Origin of the sequence: Anaerotignum propionicum (assembly GCF_024461735.1) — a bacterium.
Lineage (GTDB): Bacteria > Bacillota > Clostridia > Lachnospirales > Anaerotignaceae > Chakrabartyella.
Genome location: NZ_JANGAD010000002.1, coordinates 461108 through 483980 on the forward strand (window position 1 = coordinate 461108; position 22873 = coordinate 483980).

21 protein-coding genes are annotated in these 22873 nt (G+C 39.7%); 15 read left to right on the plus strand and 6 right to left on the minus strand.

What is annotated here, in order from left to right:
- Window positions 1-23: 23 nt before the first annotated feature.
- Both NE558_RS04770 and NE558_RS04775 read left to right on the plus strand, forming a co-directional pair.
- On the plus strand, window positions 24-1979 hold the full coding sequence (locus tag NE558_RS04770; RefSeq protein WP_256148767.1) for a TRAP transporter permease: 1956 nt from the start codon (window positions 24-26) through the stop codon (window positions 1977-1979).
- A 246-nt stretch (window positions 1980-2225) separates the two neighbouring features.
- Window positions 2226-2990: a MerR family transcriptional regulator gene (locus NE558_RS04775; RefSeq protein WP_256148768.1), complete on the plus strand. Its 765-nt coding sequence runs from the start codon at window positions 2226-2228 to the stop codon at window positions 2988-2990.
- Window positions 2991-3293: 303 nt separating this feature from the next.
- Here the strand turns inward: NE558_RS04775 and NE558_RS04780 are convergent, their stop codons facing one another.
- Together NE558_RS04780 and NE558_RS04785 are read right to left on the minus strand one after the other, a co-directional pair.
- A complete protein-coding gene (locus tag NE558_RS04780; protein WP_256148769.1) occupies window positions 3294-3560 on the minus strand; it encodes a hypothetical protein in 267 nt (88 codons plus the stop codon).
- A 105-nt stretch (window positions 3561-3665) separates the two neighbouring features.
- Window positions 3666-4250 carry a manganese efflux pump gene (locus NE558_RS04785; protein WP_256148770.1) on the minus strand — a complete coding sequence of 195 codons (585 nt, stop codon included), beginning with the start codon at window positions 4248-4250 and terminating at the stop codon, window positions 3666-3668.
- Window positions 4251-4363: 113 nt separating this feature from the next.
- On the opposite strand from NE558_RS04785, the gene NE558_RS04790 reads away from it, so the two are divergent.
- The 4 genes from NE558_RS04790 to NE558_RS04805 all read left to right on the plus strand — a co-directional run bounded on the left by NE558_RS04790 (window position 4364) and on the right by NE558_RS04805 (window position 10308).
- Window positions 4364-7021 (plus strand): calcium-translocating P-type ATPase, PMCA-type, encoded by a 2658-nt coding sequence (locus NE558_RS04790; RefSeq protein ID WP_256148771.1) that lies wholly within the window; start codon window positions 4364-4366, stop codon window positions 7019-7021.
- A 193-nt stretch (window positions 7022-7214) separates the two neighbouring features.
- Entirely contained in the window at window positions 7215-8330 is a 1116-nt protein-coding gene (locus NE558_RS04795) for an aminotransferase class I/II-fold pyridoxal phosphate-dependent enzyme (protein WP_256148772.1), read from the plus strand.
- Between the two features lie 308 nt (window positions 8331-8638).
- Entirely contained in the window at window positions 8639-8923 is a 285-nt protein-coding gene (locus NE558_RS04800; RefSeq protein ID WP_256148773.1) for a hypothetical protein, read from the plus strand.
- 350 nt (window positions 8924-9273) lie between these two features.
- A complete protein-coding gene (locus NE558_RS04805) occupies window positions 9274-10308 on the plus strand; it encodes a PocR ligand-binding domain-containing protein (protein WP_256148774.1) in 1035 nt (344 codons plus the stop codon).
- Window positions 10309-10438: 130 nt separating this feature from the next.
- On the opposite strand, the gene trmL is transcribed toward NE558_RS04805, so the two are convergent.
- The gene (trmL, locus tag NE558_RS04810; protein WP_256148775.1) at window positions 10439-10927 is read right to left on the minus strand and encodes a tRNA (uridine(34)/cytosine(34)/5-carboxymethylaminomethyluridine(34)-2'-O)-methyltransferase TrmL; all 489 of its coding nucleotides are present in this window, start codon (window positions 10925-10927) and stop codon (window positions 10439-10441) included.
- Between the two features lie 164 nt (window positions 10928-11091).
- Between trmL and NE558_RS04815 the strand changes: the two genes are divergently transcribed.
- Both NE558_RS04815 and NE558_RS04820 read left to right on the plus strand, forming a co-directional pair.
- Window positions 11092-11517: a Fur family transcriptional regulator gene (locus NE558_RS04815; RefSeq protein ID WP_256148776.1), complete on the plus strand. Its 426-nt coding sequence runs from the start codon at window positions 11092-11094 to the stop codon at window positions 11515-11517.
- 246 nt (window positions 11518-11763) lie between these two features.
- Window positions 11764-12921, plus strand: a complete 1158-nt coding sequence (locus NE558_RS04820) for a DUF2812 domain-containing protein (RefSeq protein WP_256148777.1) — start codon at window positions 11764-11766, stop codon at window positions 12919-12921.
- Between the two features lie 66 nt (window positions 12922-12987).
- Here NE558_RS04820 and NE558_RS04825 read toward each other — a convergent pair whose 3' ends face one another.
- Window positions 12988-14217 carry a glycosyltransferase family 2 protein gene (locus NE558_RS04825; RefSeq protein ID WP_256148778.1) on the minus strand — a complete coding sequence of 410 codons (1230 nt, stop codon included), beginning with the start codon at window positions 14215-14217 and terminating at the stop codon, window positions 12988-12990.
- 195 nt (window positions 14218-14412) lie between these two features.
- On the opposite strand from NE558_RS04825, the gene NE558_RS04830 reads away from it, so the two are divergent.
- A complete protein-coding gene (locus tag NE558_RS04830) occupies window positions 14413-15111 on the plus strand; it encodes a response regulator transcription factor (protein ID WP_256148779.1) in 699 nt (232 codons plus the stop codon).
- Window positions 15108-17057, plus strand: coding sequence for a HAMP domain-containing sensor histidine kinase (locus tag NE558_RS04835; protein ID WP_256148780.1), 1950 nt, complete (start codon window positions 15108-15110; stop codon window positions 17055-17057). The genes NE558_RS04830 and NE558_RS04835 overlap by 4 nt, the downstream gene beginning before the upstream one ends.
- Window positions 17058-17326: 269 nt before the next feature.
- Here NE558_RS04835 and nrdG read toward each other — a convergent pair whose 3' ends face one another.
- Both nrdG and NE558_RS04845 read right to left on the minus strand, forming a co-directional pair.
- The gene (nrdG, locus tag NE558_RS04840; protein ID WP_256148781.1) at window positions 17327-17833 is read right to left on the minus strand and encodes an anaerobic ribonucleoside-triphosphate reductase activating protein; all 507 of its coding nucleotides are present in this window, start codon (window positions 17831-17833) and stop codon (window positions 17327-17329) included.
- 1 nt (window position 17834) lies between these two features.
- On the minus strand, window positions 17835-20186 hold the full coding sequence (locus tag NE558_RS04845; protein ID WP_256148782.1) for an anaerobic ribonucleoside triphosphate reductase: 2352 nt from the start codon (window positions 20184-20186) through the stop codon (window positions 17835-17837).
- Between the two features lie 234 nt (window positions 20187-20420).
- Between NE558_RS04845 and NE558_RS04850 the strand changes: the two genes are divergently transcribed.
- The 5 genes from NE558_RS04850 (at window position 20421) to NE558_RS04870 (ending at window position 22859) form a co-directional block, all read left to right on the plus strand.
- Window positions 20421-20687, plus strand: a complete 267-nt coding sequence (locus NE558_RS04850; protein ID WP_066047063.1) for a YlmC/YmxH family sporulation protein — start codon at window positions 20421-20423, stop codon at window positions 20685-20687.
- Between the two features lie 74 nt (window positions 20688-20761).
- Window positions 20762-21226, plus strand: coding sequence for a transcriptional regulator NrdR (gene nrdR / locus NE558_RS04855; protein WP_066053584.1), 465 nt, complete (start codon window positions 20762-20764; stop codon window positions 21224-21226).
- Between the two features lie 100 nt (window positions 21227-21326).
- Window positions 21327-21599 carry a hypothetical protein gene (locus NE558_RS04860; protein ID WP_256148783.1) on the plus strand — a complete coding sequence of 91 codons (273 nt, stop codon included), beginning with the start codon at window positions 21327-21329 and terminating at the stop codon, window positions 21597-21599.
- 135 nt (window positions 21600-21734) lie between these two features.
- Entirely contained in the window at window positions 21735-21956 is a 222-nt protein-coding gene (locus NE558_RS04865) for a chorion class high-cysteine HCB protein 13 (RefSeq protein WP_256148784.1), read from the plus strand.
- 321 nt (window positions 21957-22277) lie between these two features.
- The gene (locus NE558_RS04870; protein WP_256148785.1) at window positions 22278-22859 is read left to right on the plus strand and encodes a hypothetical protein; all 582 of its coding nucleotides are present in this window, start codon (window positions 22278-22280) and stop codon (window positions 22857-22859) included.
- Window positions 22860-22873: the final 14 nt, after the last annotated feature.

The following is a 22873-nucleotide window of genomic DNA, read 5'->3' on the forward strand; positions in this document are numbered from 1 at the left end:
GAAATAAAAGAGGAGGTAAAAAAGTGTTTAAGAAGAAAGAGAAAATATCTTTGGAAGAAATAGCTGCGTTCCACGAGGAAGTCAAAGGTGCCGACCTGGAAGCTGTTATGAAAAAATATGATAGAGAAGCGAATACCCGCCATTTTGAGGGTATCCCTAAGATAATTGTTAGATGCATGCTCATTGGATTTGCATTATTTATGGTATATATGAACTTATTTGTAAACTGGGGTGAACAGATTCGCCGTTGTTTATTTTTAGGAATGGTAATTTTACTGATATTTACGATTTTTCCACGAGTAAAGGGCTCAAAGCAAAAGGTGAATTATATTCCTTGGTATGATTGGATTTTAGGAATTGCAGGTTCAGGGAGCTTCTTTTACTATGTTGTAAATTTCAATGAAATCTTACAAAAGGCAACTAGAATTGGTCAGCTTGAGGTTATTCTTGGTATCATCGGTATTTTGGTACTGACTGAGGCTTGTCGCCGTGTAACAGGTATTCCTATTATTCTTGTAGCTACAGGGTTTGTAATTTATGCTTTTTCCAGTGGCCTGCCACTGAGAAGAATTATTTATAATTTGTTTTATACAACGACAGGTGTAATTGGTGTGCCTATTGGTGTATGCTCTACATTCATTGTTTTATTTATTATTTTTGGTGCATTTTTGGAGGCAACAGGTATATCGAATTTCTTCATTCAATGTGCAAATTCAGTCGCCGGAGCAAGCTCAGGTGGTCCTGCAAAGGTTGCAGTTATTTCCAGTGCTTTGTGTGGTATGGTATCCGGTAGTTCTGTAGGAAATACGGTTACAACAGGTAGTGTTACAATTCCTATGATGAAAAAAACAGGCTATCCTCCTGAATTTGCAGGAGCAGTTGAGGCGGCAGCATCTACCGGTGGACAGATTATGCCTCCAATTATGGGTGCGGCAGCGTTTTTGATGGCTGAAATGTGTGGTGTGGAATATGCTAGCATTATTCAGAAGGCTATATTACCCGCTTTCTTATATTTTTCAGGCATTTTCTTAATGGTTCATTTTAAAGCAAAGAAACTGAAATTAATGGGAATACCCAAGAATGAATTGCCAAAGTTTGGTCAATTGGTGAAAAATATCTATTTACTTCTACCTTTACTTGTATTGGTATATATGATTATTGATGGATATACCATGTCTCGTTCTGCAATTTTTGCAACCTTGGTTGCAATTGCCGTTAGTATGTTTAATAAAGAGCATCGTATGACTGTAGGTGGGTTTTTCAATGCCTTAGAGAGTGGCGGTAAAGGTACGTTATCCGTGGCGGCGGCTTGCGGTATGGCTGGAATTATTGCCGGCGTTGTAAGTATGACTGGTTTGGGACAAATTTTCATTTCTGGAATTGTATCTATCGCCGGGAATAATTTACTCATCGCACTGATGTTGACGATGGTTTGTTGTATTATTTTGGGCATGGGTGTTCCAACCACAGCAAATTACATTATTATGGCTACAACTTGTGCGCCGATTTTAATTACGGGCATGAATATGGATATCATTGCTGCAAATATGTTTGTGTTCTATTTTGGTATTGTTGCAGATATTACACCACCGGTTGCCTTAGCGGCATATGCAGGTGCGGCAATTGCCGGCGCGAACCCTATGAAAACGGCGTTTAATGCAACCATGCTTGCCATTGCAGCTTTTATCATTCCATATGTGTTTGCCTATAACCAAGCTTTATTGTTTATAGATACAACGCCTTTACAGGTTGTTCAGGTTGTCATCACTTCCTTTGTTGGTATGTTTGCTATTGCAGCTGGTATGATTGGATATATGTTTAAAGATTTAAAGCTTATTATCCGTGTGCTTTGTATCGCATGTGGGTTGTTACTGATTCACCCAGGTGCTCTTACAGACGTGATTGGGATTTCGGCAATAGGTGCTATTGTTGTAATGCAGTTGATTGAAAATAAAAAGAGTCTTAATACAGCGGTTTAAAATATTGTAACTTTTAACGGGTGGCTTTTTGCCACTCGTTTTTAGTTGAAAAAAGGTTATATCTAAGGAAACCATATTGTTAAATGGATTTTGGAAATAATATATCAAAAGACAGCATTACTGTTTTTCAGATGTTATGCTTTCTGCATGGAATTACCAGTGGGAAATTTAAATATATTTTCAAATTGTTATTGACTTTGACGTTGCGTCAAGAGGTATTCTATTTTTACAAAAGGAGGTGGTCTTATGGAATACAGCATAAAAGAATTATCAGAAATGGCAGGAGTTAGTGCACGCACTCTGCGATACTATGATGAAATTGGTTTATTATTACCTTTGCGTTCCAACCAGGCGGGATATCGCTTTTATGGAGAAAAGGAAATTGAATTATTGCAACAAATTCTTTTTTATAAGGAAAGAGGCTTTGGATTAGAGGAAATTAAGAACATTGTATATGAAAGAGATTTTGATATCCTTATTGCCTTGCACAACCATTTAGAAGAGCTTGAAAATCAGAAACAAAGGTTAGAAGGCCTAATCTCCATTGTGAAAAAAACAATTGCAGCGAAAAAAGGAGAGAGCAGAATGAGTGATCAGGAACGTTTTGAAATCTGGAAAGAAAGAGTAATACTGGAAAATGAGGAGAAATACGGACAGGAGGTACGTGAGAAGTACGGAGATGCCTCTATGGAAGAATCTGTGCAGAAGATGAAGGGCATGACGGAGAAAGATTATGAAAAATTTAAAGCATTGGAGGAAGAAATTCTTGCAAGCTTAAAGGCAGCCGTAACCAAAGGGATTACCCCTGAAAGTCAAGAGGGGAAACAAATTGTGCTTTTGCATAAAGATTGGTTGAGTATGACATGTAAAAGCTATTCTAAGGAAAGGCATCTGGGCATTATCGATTTGTATGTAATGGATGAGCGCTTTACTGCCTATTATGACAGTGAGGTAAAGGGCTGCGCTGAGTTTTTAAATAAAGCAGGGGTATACTGGATTGAAAAACTGTAATGCCTTATACATTCGTTCAACATGGAATGAAGTAATTTCCAAAGCATTATCTATATTGCTTTGGATAAGAAATTTGAGGAGTTATTCTATTTTATGTAAATGAATTTGATGCCTTTATTTAGATTCTTCTTAGAATTCTAAATTAGAATCTGTTAGTGGTTAGACACCAAAAAAGCCCAATGCAATGACGTGAAGAAAATCTTCTACGATGCAAGGGCTTTTTTTCTTTGAAAATAATACAAGGGAAAGAGCAAAATGAAATCTTTTTTTCCTATATGTGCAGGCTGGGGGAATTCTAAAGAATTAATTACTTTCCTCCCAGTGCCAATTTGACTGGATATGGGCTTTTGCTCTATCAAAATCCTTCTTACGGACATAAAAAATATAATCAATAGTCTGTGTGAATAAAAGCTCCGGCGAAATAGCTGGATAAAAACCTTTGGGTGCATTGGCATCCACTGCAGACACAGAATAATCAATGCCGGCCTGCTCTAAGAATTGGCGCATCAGCCCTTGCTCATCCAAAGAATGGGCAGAATATATGACAAGACTATTAAAAGACGTAAACATGTTAATCACCTCCATTTTAATGAGTATATCATGATTTGGGGGAGATGAAAACATGGGTATTTCAATGGTAACTCTTTTGAGATAAATTCCTTTGGAGAACAAAAATTATATAAGCCGTAGGATTGCAATGAAAATAAGAATCCCTCCGGAAATTGTAGTCCAAAGATTTTCTCGAATCTTTTCAGTATTTGTTAGCTTTTTGCCACAAAAAGCCCCTAAAGAGAGAAAAACAACTTGGAATATTGCGGCGAATACTGGAAGCTTACCGATCTCCATACCGGAAGCCGCTGCACTAATACCAACACCCAAGGAATCCAAAGAAAGAATAAAACCAAGGAGGAGGGTTTCCTTTGGGTCTAAAGTTTGGGATGCATCTTTATCGCAAACAGAAGGCTGATGAACAGATGCCAAGGGTGATGGCGGTTCTTTCGCCTTCCGAAACCCTTGTAAGCAAAGCCATAGACCGAATAGAAGTAAGAAGCAGGGCGCTAAGGTCTCACCCGTGGCGGAGGGAAGTAACAGTGCAAGCCCGCGTCCCACCATAATAAATACTTCCATCATCAAAAAAGTTTCTAATGCTAATAAAAATTTGGATGCGGCTGGGAATGTGATACGACGCAATCCATAAGAGATGCCAATGCCCAAAGCATCTATACTAAGAGAAAAGGCAAGGAGCAAACTAAAAAACATAAGGAAACACCTCCTGATTTACATAGTATGCAGGAGGAATTTTTTTGGGCATGACCACATAAATATGAAAAAGAGGACAAACCGATAAAAATACAAAGGACGGGTGTGAGCATATGGATTGGTGGAATAAAGAATCAAAGGAAGTAGGTCAGTCTTTGGGGACATCCTTGGGAAATGGACTTTCCTTAGAGGAGGCAAAAAAAAGGCTGATGGAGAACGGTAAGAATCTTCTTCATCAGGAGGGAACAAATGCAGGCATTGTCAGAAGGTTTTTTGCCCAGTTTAATGACTTTATGATAATGCTGCTGTTGGTTGCAGCGGCTGTTTCCTTTGGGGTATCTTATCTAAATGGGGAAAAGGAATTTATTGACTCCATAATCATTATTGCAATTGTTGTATTAAATGCTCTTTTAGGTGTGATTCAAGAGAGCAAAGCACAGAAGGCGTTGGAGGCTTTAAAGAAAATGTCTGCGCCAAAAGCAGTGGTGCTTCGGGGCGGAACGCGCATGGAAATCCCTGCAGAAGAAGTTGTAATTGGAGATATTATGCTTCTTGAGACAGGTGGATACATATGTGCAGATGGCAGAGTGATTGAAAGCCGTGGTTTAAAAACAGAGGAGAGTGCCATTACAGGGGAATCCTTAGCGGTGGAAAAGGAGACATGTATTTTTCCCAAGGAAACTGCATTGGGTGATCGCAAAAACATGGTACTCTCGGGAAGCTTTGTTTTAGGAGGGAGCGGACGAGCCGTTGCAGTTGCAACAGGTATGGATACAGAAATCGGTAGAATTGCAAACCTTTTGGCAGAGCAAGAGGATCAGGAAACGCCGCTACAGAAAAAACTGGGAGAAACGGGAAAAACCTTAGGCATGGGGGCACTGGTGATTTGTGCTGTTATTTTCGCCATGGGCTTATTACGTCAAGAACCTGCATTTAGTATGTTTATGACCTCTGTCAGCTTAGCGGTTGCCGCAATTCCCGAGGGTTTACCTGCAATCGTAACCATTGTATTAGCCATTGGGATGCAACGGATGTCTAAGAAAAACACAATCATTCGTCGATTGCCAGCAGTGGAAACCTTAGGCAGTGCATCAGTGATTTGTTCGGATAAAACCGGAACATTAACTCAAAACAAAATGAAGGTTGTAAAGCTTGCCGATTATGGCAAGAAAAAAGATGATGAGAAAAGGCAATTAATTCTCACTTTGTTCTCACTTTGCAATGACTGTCGAAGTGAAAAGGGAAAGCTTGTGGGAGAACCCACAGAACGAGCATTGGCTGAGGCGGCGGAGGAAGGAGGTATCGCCATTGAAGATGTGCAGAGGGAGATGCCCAGAGAAGGGGAAATTCCTTTTTCATCGGAACGTAAAATGATGACCACACTCCATGCCATGGGAGATGGAACTTGGATGACTGTGACCAAAGGGGCGCCAGATATTTTGTTTGAACGTTGTGATAAATGTTTAGATGGGCATAATCAGGTGCATTTCGACAGTAACAAAAAAAGCAAAGCCCGCATGCAAAATGGGGAGATGGCGGCAGGTGCCTTAAGGGTTGTTGCTGTGGCATTTAGAGAATGGAAGAAGAAGCCGGATTTATCAAAGGTGGATAGCATTGAGTGTGACATGGTTTTTGTGGGTATGGCAGGAATGATTGACCCACCGCGACCGGAGGTAGCAGGAGCAGTTCTTCTTTGCAAAAAAGCGGGTATCCGTCCTGTTATGATTACGGGAGACCATGCATTAACGGCGCAAGCCATTGCAACCCAGTTGGGTATTTATGAAAAAGGAGATACCTGCATTACCGGGCAGGAATTAAGCAAGCTTTCCGATGAGGAATTAGAAAAAGCTGCAGCACATTGTACGGTTTTTGCTAGGGTTGCGCCAGAGCATAAGGTGCGCATTGTAAAAGCATACCAAAAAGATGGCAGTGTGGTTGCTATGACAGGAGATGGTGTAAACGATGCACCGGCATTAAAGGCTGCGGATATTGGATGTGCCATGGGCAAAAGTGGCACGGAAGTGGCAAAGGGTGCGGCAGACATGATTTTGACTGACGATAATTTTGCCACTATTGTAGAGGCAGTACGAGAAGGGCGGGGTATTTACGATAATATTCGTAAAGCCGTACATTTTCTGTTATCCAGCAATATAGGTGAAATTATAACCATTTTCGCCGCAATGTGCTTTGGCTGGGCAACACCTTTGCTTCCCATTCAGTTGTTATGGGTAAACTTAGTAACTGATTCTTTGCCAGCTATTGCTTTAGGCATGGATCCGGTGGAAGGAGATTGCATGGAGCGTCCCCCCAGACAGCGGGAGAGTACCTTGTTTGGTGGTGGATTGGGCGGAAAAATTATGGTTGAGGGTATGATGATTGGTATGCTGGCATTATTGGCCTTTGCCATAGGACATATCTATTTTGATGATGAAAAAATGTATGTTACGGGAAGAACCATGGCTTTTGCAGTTCTTTCCATTTCTCAGTTAATTCATGCATTTAACATGCGCTCGGAGCATTCTTTGCTTTCCATTCGCCCCTTCGAAAACACTTGGCTGGTTGGAGCCTTTCTCATTGGCATCGTGCTCCAGGTGGGTGTCATTATGGTACAGCCCTTGGCCACAGTGTTTAAGGTTGCTCCCTTGGGTATTTGGGAATGGCTCATTGTTGCAGGGTTAGCATGCTTACCTTTGCCTATTGTGGAATTGGAGAAGTGGAAGGACAGGAAGCTGGAACGAAGAAGACAGAAAAAAGAATTTGTTATATTGTAATTATTAAAAGGCAGGCTTGGGAATGATTCTCAAGCTTGTTTTTTTGCTCAGTAAGTGTTTATAGGTGGAAATGATCATCATTTTTTGTCTTTGTTGTTTCCTAAAGTTGGATTTGGTATAATAATAAAATAGATATCTTTATGAAGGAAATCATGATTTTAGTGATACAAATGAAAAAGAAAGGAGAAATAATATGTACAGAACGGTAAACAGTCCCCAAGGGGCACGCATTCAATTGGATGGACGAGAAGTGATTAACATGGCATCCAATAATTATTTAGGTCTTGCCAGCCATCCTCAAGCAATACTGGCAGCAAAGAATGCCTTAGATCAATATGGAGTAGGTCCTACTGCCAGCAGAAATATTGTGGGTAATTTTCCTGTTCACGATGCTTTGGAAAAGGCATTGGCAGAGTTTAAGGAAGTGGAGGCAATACTGGTTTTTAATTGTGGAGTTTCTGCAAATACGGGGGTAATTCCTTTTTTGGCAGGCAAAGGGGATGTTATTTACAGCGATGCACTGAATCATGGCAGTATTATAGATGGTTGCAGACTTTCCGGCGCCCAGATTAAGGTGTATGAACATAAAAATATGGGTTCCTTAGAGGGTATTTTAAAAGAGCCTGTAACAGGAAAAAAGCTGATTGTGACTGATGGCGTATTTAGTATGGATGGCGATTTGGCACCGCTTCCTGAAATTGCTGATTTGGCTGAAAGATATGGAGCAATGCTTATGGTAGATGATGCCCATGGTGATGGTGTGATGGGACCTAGGGGAAAAGGGACTGTGGATCATTTTGGACTGCGAAGCCGTGTGAACGTAGAAACGGGCTCTTTGTCTAAGGCTTTTGGTTCGGCAGGGGGCTTTGTAGCAGGATCAAGGGAGCTGATTGAGGCGCTGCGTCCAAAGGCTAGAAGTTTTATTTTTACCGCTTCCCCTATGGCTCCTTGTCTTGCGGCGGCGGCACTAAAGGCTGTGGAAATGATTTCACAGGATGGGTCATATGTAGCTAAACTATGGGAAAACAGAGAGTATTTTGCAAACCGCATAACCAAGCTTGGATTGAATATAGGAACAACGGTAACCCCTATTATCCCTGTCATTGTGGGAGATGAAGAATTGGCTCAGAAAATGAGTGAGGATTTATTTGAAAAGGGCGTTTTTGCCCAAGCCATTAAATTTCCTATGGTGCCTAAGAAAAAAGCACGATTGCGTTTTATTATTTCTGCGGGACATAGCAAAGAGGATTTGGATTTGGTGGTAGAAGCCATTGAAGACAGTGCCAGAGCAAATGGATTGATATGTTAAAGAAGGAACAAAAATCCGTTTTCGTTGAAATTTTTCATGAGGAAATATGCCAATGCAAGATGAAGGATTTCCGTGCTTTGGAAGCACATGGTAAAAGTAAAGCTAGAATGGTTTTTGACACAAGGTTTGGAAAAAATGAAATATAGCTATTTCGCATATTTCAAAATAACTTGGTAATGGAAGGGTTGTGGCATTAGAAAAGGATATGCTTAAAGGGATATCCTTTTTTTATTTATAAATTTTTACAGGAATTTTCAGTATGTTCCTGTTTTTCTCTGGAAATACTGAGAAAAAAGGAGGCGAGAAAAATGTTAAAGGATGGATTATTTGAATTGCTGGAGAAGGCTAGAACAGACAGCGATTTGAGAAAAAGAATATTAGAAACAAGAAATGCAAAGGATCCAGAGCTGGCTCTTTGTGAATTATCCACAGAATTAGGCTGTGGTGTAACAGTAGGGGAGATTTATCAGCAAGGGGCAAGGTATTTATCTGACTTGGAGGACGGCTGTATTGGTGCCACGGAACCTCGGAAAAAATGGGGAGATACCTATGAACAATTCTTTGCATCGATAGAGGGAATGGAAAAAAAATAATAATAAAGATTACCCCATATGATTTGTTATTCTAACAATTATATGGGGTTTTTTGTTTAATACTGTTTTTATACAGCAAATTTTCAAGGTTAGAAAATGTTTTTTCGATATTTCTGAAGTTTAGAATTATTTTTGACAAAAAATAAACGAAAATGTAGCTTTTTTATAAAAAAAACTACCAATGTTTTGACTTTTATGACAAAATAAGACATTATTTCTAAAGTAAAGATGTTTGGAAATTGGTGTATTACCACATTGACAGGTAGAAATGGCAGTGATACCATAGAATTGGATAGGTATAAAAATGCAAACAGTAATTGTTGTTTAATGCAATTTTAGGGGGCTTGGGTATGGTAGAAATGGTAAATGGGATAGTTAGTTTGGACAGGCTTGAAGTAACAGATATTATTGATATTAATATTTTGCAGAATTTTTTAGACAATTTTGCATTGGGTATGAACTGTGCTGCAGTTGCGGTGGATAGAGAGGGAAGAGAGATTACATCCCCAAGTCACTACCGAGATTTTTGCAGTAATTATGTACATATGTCTTCCGTTGGTGATGCCAGATGTGCCAAGTGTCACGATGAAATGGGGATGAAAGCGGTAAAACTAGGTAGACCTTATGTTGGTTCTTGCCATGCGAACTTAATCGACTTTGCTTGTCCAATTGTAGTCAAAGGACGGCATATTGGTACTGTTTTGGGTGGACAAATTTTAGATAATCCACCAAAAGAAGAGATTATAAAGAAAACAGCTAGAGAATTAAACTTAAGTGAGCAGGAATTATGGTCCGCATCCCATAGAATCGATGTGGTCCCTATGAAAAATATTCAGGCGGCAGCGGAAGTTTTATATATTGTTGTCAATGCTTTGGCAGATAACGGTTACAATAGATTGGAAATAGAAGTTTTGACCAAGGAACTAGCCGTTAATTTTATGGAGATATCAAAAACCATTGAAACATTGACGAATGCTGCACAGGAAATGTCCGTAAATCAAAATGAACTTTCCTCAAAAATAACTGAGGTGAGTGAGGTTACCCGGGAGGTTTCCGATGTTTTGAAGTCTATTGCCAAGATTATTAGTCAAACAAAGCTGTTAGGCCTAAATGCGTCTATTGAGGCAGCTAGATTAGGCAATGATGGAAAGACGTTTGCGGTGGTTGCAAAGGAAATTCATACCCTTTCCGAAAGCTCCAATGAAACGGTTGTTAAGATTGATGTTTTAAACGGGTTAATTCGAGAGAAAATCAATCACACCATCCAAGATGCTGATATGAGCCTGCAAAATTCTGAACGACAAAGCACGGATATGGTGAATCTAGAAAAAATGGTTCAAAGATCTGTAGTGATTGCAAAGAATTTAGAAGGGCTGTTTAAATAATTACAAAGATTTAAGTCGAAATGAGAAGTTGAAAAGGTTCATCCACCGGGTTTTTTCGAAAATCCGGTGGATTTATCATGTGTAACATAACCCCTCGCCTGCTTTGGCGATGGGTGTTTTTGTGCGTTTGTTACCAGCTATGATGATGAAGCTGGCCTTGGGTAAGCATTCCTTTAAAGCCTTGCTGGCGTAAGGCTTCATAAATAATGATTGCTACGGAATTTGATAGGTTTAGGCTTCTTGCCACCTCCAGCATGGGGATGCGAATGGTACCTGCTTCGTGAGCCATAAGAATTTCTTCCGGAATTCCCGCACTTTCTTTTCCAAACATGAAATAATCATTTTCTTGATATTGAACCTCGGTATAGACATGTCTGGCTTTTGTGGTCGCCATCCAGAGACGGATTCCTTGATTCTTATCAATGAAATCTTGAAAATTTTCATAATAACGAATATCAAGAAGTTCCCAATAATCCAGACCGGCTCTTTTTAAATATTTATCATCAACAGAAAACCCTAAGGGTTTAATTAGGTGTAAAACTGAATTGGTTACTGCACAGGTTCTTGCGATGTTTCCTGCATTTTGAGGTATTTCAGGTTCTAATAGTACGATGTGCATACTTTGTTCCTCCTTTCACATATGTTTCAAATTGTAGCATAAAGAAAAACTGAAAACAATAGAAGGTAAGACGGAATTTTAGATTTGAGAAATATTTCTATTGACTAATTCCTTCTTGTATATTACTATTAAATAAAAATAGTTATCGCTTAGGGGTTTTGATTATGAAAGAGACTGCACAAATTTTAAGAGAAAAAGGTTTAAAAGTAACGCCTCAGCGTATTGCAGTATATAATATGCTGTTAAATTCCACAGAGCATCCTAATGCGGAAACCATCTACAGAGCTTTGGAGCCTACAAATCCTACCATGAGCTTGGCTACGGTTTACAAAACCTTAGATTATTTTAAGCAACTTGGTTTGGTTCAGGAGCTAAATGTTGGAGAGGGTAGCTCTCGTTATGATGCGGTTGTAAAATGCCATCCTCATACTGTTTGCACACAGTGCGGAAAAGTACAAGATTTATTCTTAGACGAATTGACTGAAATTCATAAAAGGGTTGAAGATGAACTAGATTTTCAGGTGAATTGTGAGCAATTAATTCTATACGGTATATGTGGGGATTGCAGAAAAAATAAGATTGAAGCTTAAGTTCTAAATGGAACTGTGGGAAGATGCCGAAAGGTATAAAGCCTTGAAAAAGCCCATTCTTTAAGTTTAATTCAAATAATGCAGATGAACTCCAATGACTATAAAGTCTTGGGGTTTATCTGCATTTTTAGATTGTTTCTATGAGGAATCAGGATAGACTAAAATATGATTGTTTGACAAAATTTGGATATATTTGTTATAGTATAAATGAAATATTTTGGCTTTCGTAACACTAAGGAGGATCTCATGGAAAAACGATTGATACCAGTTAATATGTATGATATAACAGCAATGGAACAATGGTTTACTCAGATGGGGGAGGAAGGCCTGGTCTTGAAATCCTTTTCAGGAAGAAAAGCAGTATTTCAGGATGATTATTGCCAAAAAATAAAATATAAAATAATACCAACTGTGTATGATGAGGATGCACCTCCACGGGAGATGAAAGAGCTTTTTGAAGAGGAGGGGTGGCATTATGTCGGCACTTATCAAAAATTGCTTTTCGTTTTTTCAAATGAATCTGAATATCCTAAGCCAATACCTTTCTCTAGAGAGGAAGAACGGGCTATTTATGAAGAGTTAAGGAGAAAGAAACAAAGAAGTGTTATTTTTTCTATGTTGGCAGTGCTTACTTTGATGGGGATGCAGCTATTTTTTTTGTATTTAAAGTGGGATGATTATGCCTTGGGAAAGACTTATGATTCTGGAGTTGTTTATTTATTTGCGTTTTTAATCAATCTCATAGGAGCGAGGCGAGAATATCACTCTAATATATTATTAAAAAGAAAATTGGAAAGCTTTAATTTGCCTGAAGAAATGGATTCCCCATTTATGCCTACAACAAAATGGTTTCGTGTGGAATTTTTACTTACTGGGCTTATGTTTGCTTTTATGTTTGCTCCAGTCATAACAATGATAAGGAATAGCGAAAGTGATGTTTTAATTGATCAAAGTGATATTCCGTTTTCTTATGTATCCCTAGAGGAGCTGGAAACGGCAGAACCAAACAGAGAATACTATAACGATTTTACATATGTAGATACCAAAACATCGATTTTAGTGCCTGTTCAGTATGAACTGGAGCAGGATGGTAACGCCATTTATGAAAGTGATGGGGTTCGGGAAAGAGATGAAGTACATTTAAGTTTGTCATATTATGAAACGAAATATAGATTTTTAGGAAATCAATTGTTGCAAAAATTAATGGAACCTAAAGATGTTATCAAAATAGAACAAGAAGGATTAGATCAAGCTTGGCTTGAAGAAAATAGCGATTACAAAAAAATATTTTTGCTCAAAGATAACCGCATTTTAATCATTAAATATAGGGGGCATGCTGATATATCTTCCCATTTAAAGGGCTTTTCCAAGACCCTGCAATCTCCTAGTATTTCGTTCTATTAAATATAAAAGGATGACAACATCGTTGCCATCCTAAACGGCAGACTTGTTATCTGCCGTTTTTTTATGTTAAGCTGTGGGGATAGTATCTTTACTTTTTCCATTGTGTTGAATTTCTTTCCAACTTTTTGTTTCTCGGAACAAGCTGATAACCTGTAATGGAATCCATGATGCCATAAAAATAGGGAATAATAAAATTGCGGAGCGCATTTCTTTTGGAAATACTATTTTTTCCTGATACAGGGTAAGCATTGTTGCCATAAGACACATCAACGTATAGTAGAGTAGGAAGTAGATTCCCATTGCCTGAATGAAATTGAAAATCCCTTCTTTCCCATCAAATATTGCTGCGAAAAGGGTAAGCCCCAAGGGAAGTACGGAAAGGGCTTGTGCAAAGGCTCCCATTAAAAACATGGTGAAGTCTGCAGCATAAACACCATTGGGTTTGACAACACGCTGCAGAAGATGCTTAAAATGCAACTTTCCTACCTGCATGATGCCACTGCACCAGCGACGACGCTGTAACAAGGATACCCGAAAGGATTCAGGCTGTTCATCATAGGTAACAGCATCGGGAACCCACCAAACCCGCTCACCCAAGAGGGCACACTGGGCAGAAAATTCTGCATCCTCAGCGATGGTAGTGGTATTCCATCCCCCTAAGCTTTCCAATACATCTTTATGTACTGCGAAGCCCGTACCTACCAGTTTGGCAGAAAGGCCGCAGGCACCTCTTGCCTTATTAAAAAACAGGTGGAAGAGGTTAAAGTAAATATTATAGCAGCCGGAAACCCAAGAAGCATGGGGGTTGCTGGCCAGCAACCGTCCCTTTGCTACCTTTGCACCTGCATCGAAGGCATCATTTATTTTGGACAAAAAGTCGGGGCTAACAATATTATCAGAATCAAAGACGCAAAAGGCGTCATAGCCCTTTTTTCTTAACTGCATCAATGCTTGCTGGAGAGCGTCACCTTTACAGGATACAGGGAAGGAACAGTGTATGATTTCTGCGCCGTAAGCTTTTGCCATGAGTTCAGTATTATCCGTACAATTATTAGGAATTACGAATACATCAAACAATTCAATGGGATAGTTTTGCTTTTGAATGCTTTCTATGAAGTTTCCAATCACTGCTTCCTCATTTCTTGCCGCGGTAAGGACTGCAAATCGTCGCAGTTTTTTTGCAGAAGGATACTGTACTTCTTTTTTAAAGGCAAAGCAGGCAATCCCACCAAAATATAAGCTGATTAGTTTCAGCACTGCACCAAGGGCCAACGCGACCCAAAATAATTCGTCCACTTTATGTACCACCTTTCAGGATTTTCAACTTCTTATTGTCTTATACTAATATAGGGTATATATTTTAAGAAGAACTTAATAAAAATCTTAATAAAAGCGAAATATCTAATCTTAAAGGAAAATTAAATGATTTCCTGTTTGATTCTTAAGGGCTTTTTTATACAATGAATTTACAGAATGACGGAGGTGTACGGCATGTACAATATTTTAATTTGTGATGATGAGAAAGACATCGTTTCTGCGTTATCAATATATCTTTCCACAGAAAATTATAAGATTTTTACTGCTTATACAGGGAAAGAAGCTTTAAAGGTGGTAGAAAACAACGATATCCATTTGATTCTGATGGACATTATGATGCCTCAGATGGATGGCATTTCAGCTACGGCAAAGCTTCGGGAATCTTCAAATATACCTATCATTTTGCTTACCGCAAAAAGTGAGGACAGCGATAAGATTCTTGGATTGAATATTGGAGCAGACGATTATATCACAAAGCCGTTTAACCCCATAGAAGTGATGGCAAGGGTACGTTCTCAGCTAAGAAGATATACTTCCTTAGGAGGAATGGCAAAAAAAGCATCCCATTTGGTCATTGGAGGAATTGATTTAGATGATGAGTCCAAAACAGTTACCGTTGACGGGGAGCCTGTTTCCCTAACCCCTAGTGAATATAATATTCTAAAGCTTCTGATGGAAAACCCCGGACGAGTATTCTCCTCTACACAGATTTATGAACAAATCTGGAATGAGGATGCATATGGTTCTGGTAGTGTTGTTGCAGTTCACATTCGTCATCTGCGAGAAAAAATCGAAATCAATCCCTCGGAACCCCGCTATTTAAAGGTGGTTTGGGGGCTTGGCTACAAAATTGAAAAGGAGGCTAAAGAATGACAAAGGTCACCCACAATCTTGGGTTTAAAGTGTTGGCCTTGTTTCTTGTGGTTATTTCCGGGATGTTGAGTTTCATCAGCTCAGCCGCAGTTTTTGTTGGGGGAGAAAGCGGTTTTTACAGCGGAAACCCACGTTCTTACTATGACACACCTTGGTGTAAATGGATTACCAATCAATATGCCGATGAAATTATGGATTTATATCGGTATAGTCCAACGGATTTAAAAAGTTGGGCGGAAAATAAGAGTACCAACTTTGGATTTGAAATTTATACCCCAAGCGGTGAAAAGATATCAGAAGGAAATATCTCTGGGGAATCTGGTTATAAAGAAACCTATAACTTTTATGTTTATGATGAATATACCGTGGACGGAGAGTGGATCTCATACGATGAACCTATGGATGCCAAGCTGGAGGCCTATGTGAAAACGCCCATCACGGCTTCGGATAATTATACCCTGACGTACAGGCTTTACAACTTGACATATAAATTCCGCATGGGGCTTCTTGTTTTAGCACTAGCAAGTATATTGACATTTTTAGCCACGTTGATTTATTTAATGTGTGCAGCAGGCCATAGAGGGAAAACCGATGAAGTTACATCAAACCTCCAGGATCGCATCCCTTTGGAAATTTATTTCGGAATGATTTTGCTGTTGTCGGCAATGCCTATTATGGCGGGTCAAGCTATCTATCCCTTTGATCAATTCAGAGATATTATGCTAATGTTAGGGGCTTTGGTTTATCTTCTTGTTTTGGGAATTGCGGCGTTAATGACCATTGCCACACGGTTAAAAATGGGGAAATGGTGGAGAAACTCTATTACTTATTGGTTTTTCCACATTGGTTGGAAATTTACCGGGGCTGTATTTGTTACATTCAAAGATACCATTACCGCTTTGCCTATGACGTGGAAATATGCCGCTGCGTGGATATTCATTTCCCTTATTTATTTATCAAACTCAAATAGTAGCGGGACAGTATTTATTGTGAACTGCATTATTCTGGTTTTGGTGCTATCTGTTTCGAATCAGTTGCAGAAACTAAAAAAGGCAGGGGAACAGTTGGCTAACGGTAATCTTGATTATAAAGTTGATACCTCTAGAATGTTTCGTGTTTTCCGCAGACATGGGAACAATTTAAACAGCCTATCTAAAGGAGCGGCAATTGCAATAGAACAAAAAATAAAAAGTGAACGTCTAAAAACAGAGCTGATTACCAATGTATCCCATGACATTAAAACCCCCTTAACATCTATTATCAACTATGTGGGTTTATTGAAAAAGGAAGAGATTTCGGGGCAGGCACAGGAATACTTAGAGGTTCTTGATCGTCAGTCAAGAAGGCTGAAGAAGCTCACAGAGGATTTGGTGGAGGCTTCCAAAGCATCAACCGGGAATATTTCAGCCCAATTGCTGCCTACTGACCTTTGTGAATTGGTGCATCAGGCAGTGGCGGAATATGAAGAAAAGCTGGAGAAGGCCAACTTAGAAGTAGTAATTACTGCAAAAGAACCTATATATGGTCTTGTAGATGGGAACTTGACTTGGCGTATATTAAGCAATCTTTTGAGCAATGCATGTAAATATTCTCAAACAGGAACAAGGGTTTATGTGGAGATTTCTAAAAAAGGAAAATTTGCTTTGATTTCTATGAAGAATACTTCCAGAGATCAGTTGAATGTCGCCCCTGACGAATTAATGGAGCGCTTTGTGCGGGGAGACAGCTCCCGTTCTACAGAGGGAAGTGGTTTGGGGTTAAATATTGCAAGAAGTTTGGTGGATTTACAAAAAGGGAAGTTTACCCTTTCCATTGATGGTGATCTATTCAAGGCTTATGTGCAGTACCCCTTAGCAAAAGCCCCTGAACAACAAGGGCAGGTGGAAGAAGAAACGCAACAAGCAGAAGAAACTGCAACCAATGAAACAACAGAAAAGGAAAATTAATTTAAAATATAAAAAAAGCCCTCTTTAGCCAATGTATAAAGAGGGCTTTTTTATGGAAAATTTCTTGTATTGAAGATATAAGGGAAGAGGGGGAACAAGCTGTGTCTCATATCATTATGTAAACGGTTTATGTTTCGTTTTAGATTGTAGGAATGTGTATTGATTTTGAATAATCATAAGAGGGCATGTATGAGGAGGCTCACCAAATTAATCTGCGTGATTAACACAGAACAAGGGAAAACCCTGAGGATTATCCCTTGTCTATTATTTTATTTATACTCTTTTTCCCAAAGAACGATATGCTTTGTTTTTAGGGATTTTTTAACGTCGATAATACGCTGGTTTTTACTGCCGCAAAACAAAAGCTCCAAAGACCGCTGGTTCGTTTGGAAGGGTCCGTCAACGAGTATATCGATTTGCTCTAAAAGCTCAAGGATTTTTGAGTCTCCCTTTTTTATAATATCCTCCCAGAGGTAGCCTGTATATGCCCAAACATTCAACCTCAGATTTTTTGCCCCGTGGGCGATATGCTTACAGGCAAGAGGCTGATCTAGGGGTTCACCCCCAGACAGGGTAACGCCATCTAACAAGGGATTTTCTGCTAGGGCTGATAGAATCAGGTCGGTATCGCCAATATATCCCCCTTGATAATCATGGGTTTGCAAATTATGACAACCGGGGCAGCCATGGGGACAGCCTTGGGTAAAGACTGTTAAGCGTATTCCCGGGCCATCTACAATAGAATCGTTTACCACACCGCTCAATCTAATTTCCATATTACAAACCCTTCTTTGCACTCATTTTCACATCAGTAACCAAGGAGTGCTTTACTCTATCTGAAACCTCGGCACGTTTTGCATTGTTAAAGCGATCTAAAGTGCCCACCAGATAGCCAGTAATACGGCGGATACGCTGGAACCCCATAGCACCCTCTTCTTCTTTTCTGCCACATTTGGGGCAGGTATCCCCTATAATACCCGTATAACCACAGAGGGGATCACGGTCAATGGGATGATTGATGGAGCCATAACCAATGTTTTGTGATTTCATGTAGCGGATTACCTTTTCAAAGGCATCAGTATTTTTGCTGGGGTCACCATCCAATTCCACATAAGTAATGTGCCCTGCGTTGGTGAGGTCGTGATAAGGTGCTTCCAACTGAATTTTTTTAAAGGCACTGATGGGATAGTAAACAGGAATGTGGAAGCTGTTTGTGTAATATTCCTTATCTGTAATACCTTCAATGGAACCAAATCTCTCCCGATCCATACGGATAAATCTACCGGAAAGACCTTCTGCAGGAGTTGCCAGCAGGGAGAAGTTCATGCCTGTTTTTTCTACATACTCATCCAATCGTTGACGCATATGGCTGACGATATCAAGACCTAGATTTTGCGCAACTTCGCTTTCCCCATGGTGTACGCCAATGAGCGCTTTTAAGGTTTCTGCTAAGCCGATGAACCCTAAGGAGAGGGTTCCGTGTTTCAATACTTCGCGCACTTCATCATTGGGGTTCAGCTTATCACTGCCAATCCAAACGCCTTCTCCCATAAGGAAGGGGTAATTATGTACCTTTTTCTTTGCCTGTATTTCAAAACGCTCCAGAAGCTGAGCGGCAACCAAATCAATTTTTCTATCCAGTTCTTTGAAAAACCAATCGATGTTTTTATTGGCAAGTAAAGCAATACGGGGCAGGTTGATACTGGTGAAGCTTAAATTGCCTCGGCCCGGTGTTACCTCCTGGGTAGGGTCATAGGCGTTACCCATTACTCGAGTTCTGCAGCCCATATAAGAGATTTCTGTTTCGGGATGCCCCTCTTTATAGTATTTCAGGTTAAACGGTGCATCCTGAAAAGAAAAGTTAGGGAATAAACGCTTTGCACTGACACGGCAGGCAAGCTGGAATAAATCGTAATTAGGCTCTCCGGGATTAAAGTTAATGCCATCCTTCACACGGAAAATTTGAATGGGGAAGATGGCGGTTTCTCCGTTTCCAAGGCCGGCTTCTGTTACCAAAAGCATATTTTTCATAACCATTCGTGCCTCAGTAGAGGTATCCATGCCATAGTTTACAGAGGAAAACGGTGTTTGGGCACCTGCACGGCTGTGCATGGTATTCAGGTTATGCAACAAGGACTCCATGGCTTGATAGGTAGCTTTATCCGTTTCTTCTGTCCCTTTTCTTGCGGCGAATTCTTTAACTTTATGATAGATTTCAGGGGTAATTCCTGCTTTTAGAAGCAATGCCTCTTCTGCGGCATCAAATTGCGCATTTTCATCCAATGTGGGATACAGACCTTTTTCATCTAGTTGGGCGAAAGCTTCCGCTGCTGCCTTACTTAATTCGGGGCCTGCCAAAATTTCCACAAAGGAGGTGAAGTTGGAGCGGTAGCGTTTTTTATAGGTTTTAGCTACACCGGGAGCAAGACCACGGTCGAAATTGGGAATAGACTGACCGCCGTGCTGATCGTTTTGGTTGGATTGAATAGCGATGCATGCCAAGGAGGCATAGCTGGCAATGTCGTTGGGCTCTCTTAAAACGCCGTGCCCAGTGGAGAAACCTCCCTCAAACAGCTTAATCAAATCAATTTGACAGCAGGTTGTGGTCAGAGTATAAAAGTCCAGATCATGAATATGAATATCTCCGTTTCTATGAGCCTCAGAATGGGCGGGGTTCAAAACATAGCATTCATAAAAGTGTTTTGCTCCCTCAGAACCATACTTCAACATAGAACCCATGGCGGTATTTCCATCAATATTGGCATTTTCCCTTTTAATATCACTGTCATTTGCCTCTTTATAAGTAATATCCTCAAAGGTTTTCATTAATCTATCGTTCATATTGCGCACCCGGGTACGTTCCGCACGATACAAAATATAAGCTTTAGCAGTGAGTGCATAGCCATGTTCAATCAAAATTTTTTCTGCCATATCCTGAATTTGCTCAACGGATGGAGAAGTAATGCCGTTTTGTTCAAAAGTATCTGATACTTCCTGAGCAAGAGCCAAGCAAGTATTAGAGTCTTTTGTTCCCACTGATGCCTGAAAAGATTTTTCTAAGGCATTGGCAATTTTGTTAATGTCAAAATAGGCAGTTCTGCCATCACGTTTTTTAATGGTTGTTATCATAAGGAATACCCCTTTCAAAGTTCTATTGCATTTATTCATATTCCCTGAATTGCTTGAATCCGTTTTTGGATTGCAAAAAACACAATATATAGATTTTATAATATTATTAGTCGTACATATTGTAGACCTTTCTGAAATCACCGTCAAGGGTTTTTTGAAAAATGAATTTTGGTGAATTTCATGAAGTCGAGGCATAAACTGATATTAAACAGGTGAAAAGGGGAGAAAAAATACATGAAATGGGAACGTTTTTCGTGTCTGCGGGAAAAAGAGGTCATTAATATTTGTGATGGGAAGCGCCTGGGCTTTGTCTGTGATTTAGAGTTTGATGCATATAATGGGAAAATCTGTACATTAATTATTCCAGAGGATGCGGGAAAATGGAATTTTTTTTGCAAGGAGCGTGCGTATTTCGTACCTTGGAGGTGCATTAAGCGCATTGGGGATGATATCATTTTGGTAGAGGTGGATGCGTGTGAAGTTTTGATTGTTGACGAATGAAGCCTTGACCCCACAGTATTTCTTGCGTATAATTGAAAGAAGTGGCAAGAATCTTGGAAAAGGGGGGGACCATTTTGAAATGTCCTTTTTGCAGCTATGCAGATACGAAGGTGATTGATTCCAGAGCGCAGGATGACAATGCCGTCATTCGTCGTCGTCGTCTTTGTGAAAATTGTGGGAAACGCTTTACCACCTACGAAAGAATAGATATGATCCCCATTACTGTGATTAAACGGGATGGTACAAGGGAGATATTTGATAAGACAAAACTAATGGGCGGCATTATGAAATCCTGTAACAAGCGTCCGGTTACGGCAAAGCAGATTGAGAATTTGGTTGATGATGTGGAAAATACTTTGATTGGCAGTGGCGAAAGAGAAGTGGACAGCAAGGTGATTGGTGGTATGGTTATGGATCGCCTAAAGGAATTAGATGAGGTAGCCTATGTTCGTTTTGCATCCGTTTATCGTCAGTTTAAGGATATTAATACATTTATCGATGAGCTTGAAAAAATGCTTAGTGAAAAGCGGGGAGAATAAGAGCTTCCCAATTAAGATTTGTGCAGTTGAGGCCCCTTTGAGTATATGCTCAGAGGGTACTTTTTTGTAATTCTTCGAGTAGAATTTTTGGAGGTTTGTTATGACACAAAGAATAAAAGCTTTGTTTGCGTGGACTGCCCAGGGAGAAGCATCAGCCAAGATGATTGGCGGCAGATATTTAGAGAAGGGTCTAGCAATCACATTTCATGGAGAAGCCGAAAGAGATGAGTTGATCTTTCTTGGACAGAAGAAGGACATGACCCATGTTCTATACTTTTTAGACGATGAAAGACTGCTATTGGTTAGCCTTGCAGATGAAATGGGAGGCTTTACGGTGGAGGTTTTGGTGAAGGATTTAATACTTCCTTGCTAAAGCTTGTTTTAGATTTCCCGAATTATGGGGGATTAAGAAAGAAAAAAGATTAAATATAGACAGGCAATATTTTACAAAATACCTCATAGGATAAAAATGTAAGCAAAACATATTTACTTAAGGAGGTATTATAGTATGAATGGATTTGGTTGTGGCGGCGATAGTTGTTTGTGGATCTTAATTTTGTTGTGCTGCTGTGGTGGCAACGGTTTTGGTGGCAGTAGTTGTGGCGGCGGCTGTGGCGGCGGCTGTGGCGGCGAGTCCTCCTGGTTATGGATCCTGATTCTTCTTTTCTGCTGTGGCGGCGGCAATAGTTGTGGCTGTGGAAATCAGATTGGGAACAACTGCGGATGCTAATTTAGTCTGCGCATAAGATCTACAGGAAGTATGGAAAACTGAATCAAACTATTAAAGATGCAGCGGAGTCATTAGCAGTAAGTTGGTATTAAGAAATATGTAATTGCTTTTCAGAATCTAATCACTTGTTGATTCCGCTGTAATCACCATGAAGCTTTATGTAGTCAATTCTTTATAAGGTTTCAGAAAATATCTATACCTTTGGCTTTCCCGATTTTTGGGGAAGCCTTTCTTTATTTGCGAACGAAAAGGAAGGCATCTCGGCTATCAATCCTTTACAATAGAAATATGAAATCGTGCTTTTTGAAAGGGGTTATGGTTGTGCTGGAGCGAAATACAAAAAAAGATGAACGTTGTAAGAAGTTAATTGAAGAGTGTAAATCATATTTTATAGAGCGTGCCTATCAATTGGAAAACCAATTTTACAGTGCTTTTTACGTACAATGTGCAGAGAGTACCGCTGCTGATGGATATGAGGTCTTTTTGGAGACACCAATGGAACATAATTATTTCAGGGAAAACCTTGCAAAGTTAGACGAAACAGCAATGATGCGTTTTTACAAGCTTGCTGCCATACATCACACCATTCGTATCGTTAGAAGGCGGAAAAAGGAGATGTTATGGGAAAATATCAAGGAAGGGTTGTTTGAAGTATACGACTTGACGGAAAATGAGAAGGAAATGGTAGACATTTTGCAAAGGTGTGCCTTTCTTTATCAGACGGGTTTTCAGGAATTATTTATAAAAACAACGGCTAGATATATTTTCGGCCACAAGGTTCTTTCTGCATTTTCGTTCGCTTTTATCGGGAACTTCTGGTATAATTCCTATAGTAGCTTTATGGGCTCGTTTGTTGGGTATGTACCATTTCGTGTGCGTATGGAGCGAGCCATGGGAGAATGATTTTGGGAGGATGA

What these genes read in the sequence shown, in the direction of transcription:
- NE558_RS04865 (WP_256148784.1), top strand. Translation starts at nt 21,735, where the DNA reads ATGAATGGATTTGGTTGTGGCGGCGATAGTTGTTTGTGGATCTTAATT.
- trmL (WP_256148775.1), bottom strand. Translation starts at nt 10,927, where the DNA reads ATGCACATCGTACTATTAGAACCTGAAATACCTCAAAATGCAGGAAAC.
- NE558_RS04845 (WP_256148782.1), bottom strand. Translation starts at nt 20,186, where the DNA reads ATGATAACAACCATTAAAAAACGTGATGGCAGAACTGCCTATTTTGAC.
- NE558_RS04795 (WP_256148772.1), top strand. Translation starts at nt 7,215, where the DNA reads ATGTACAGAACGGTAAACAGTCCCCAAGGGGCACGCATTCAATTGGAT.
- NE558_RS04835 (WP_256148780.1), top strand. Translation starts at nt 15,108, where the DNA reads ATGACAAAGGTCACCCACAATCTTGGGTTTAAAGTGTTGGCCTTGTTT.
- NE558_RS04830 (WP_256148779.1), top strand. Translation starts at nt 14,413, where the DNA reads ATGTACAATATTTTAATTTGTGATGATGAGAAAGACATCGTTTCTGCG.
- NE558_RS04820 (WP_256148777.1), top strand. Translation starts at nt 11,764, where the DNA reads ATGGAAAAACGATTGATACCAGTTAATATGTATGATATAACAGCAATG.
- NE558_RS04800 (WP_256148773.1), top strand. Translation starts at nt 8,639, where the DNA reads ATGTTAAAGGATGGATTATTTGAATTGCTGGAGAAGGCTAGAACAGAC.
- NE558_RS04815 (WP_256148776.1), top strand. Translation starts at nt 11,092, where the DNA reads ATGAAAGAGACTGCACAAATTTTAAGAGAAAAAGGTTTAAAAGTAACG.
- NE558_RS04790 (WP_256148771.1), top strand. Translation starts at nt 4,364, where the DNA reads ATGGATTGGTGGAATAAAGAATCAAAGGAAGTAGGTCAGTCTTTGGGG.
- NE558_RS04805 (WP_256148774.1), top strand. Translation starts at nt 9,274, where the DNA reads ATGGTAGAAATGGTAAATGGGATAGTTAGTTTGGACAGGCTTGAAGTA.
- NE558_RS04860 (WP_256148783.1), top strand. Translation starts at nt 21,327, where the DNA reads ATGACACAAAGAATAAAAGCTTTGTTTGCGTGGACTGCCCAGGGAGAA.
- NE558_RS04775 (WP_256148768.1), top strand. Translation starts at nt 2,226, where the DNA reads ATGGAATACAGCATAAAAGAATTATCAGAAATGGCAGGAGTTAGTGCA.
- nrdG (WP_256148781.1), bottom strand. Translation starts at nt 17,833, where the DNA reads ATGGAAATTAGATTGAGCGGTGTGGTAAACGATTCTATTGTAGATGGC.
- NE558_RS04785 (WP_256148770.1), bottom strand. Translation starts at nt 4,250, where the DNA reads ATGTTTTTTAGTTTGCTCCTTGCCTTTTCTCTTAGTATAGATGCTTTG.
- NE558_RS04850 (WP_066047063.1), top strand. Translation starts at nt 20,421, where the DNA reads ATGAAATGGGAACGTTTTTCGTGTCTGCGGGAAAAAGAGGTCATTAAT.
- NE558_RS04780 (WP_256148769.1), bottom strand. Translation starts at nt 3,560, where the DNA reads ATGTTTACGTCTTTTAATAGTCTTGTCATATATTCTGCCCATTCTTTG.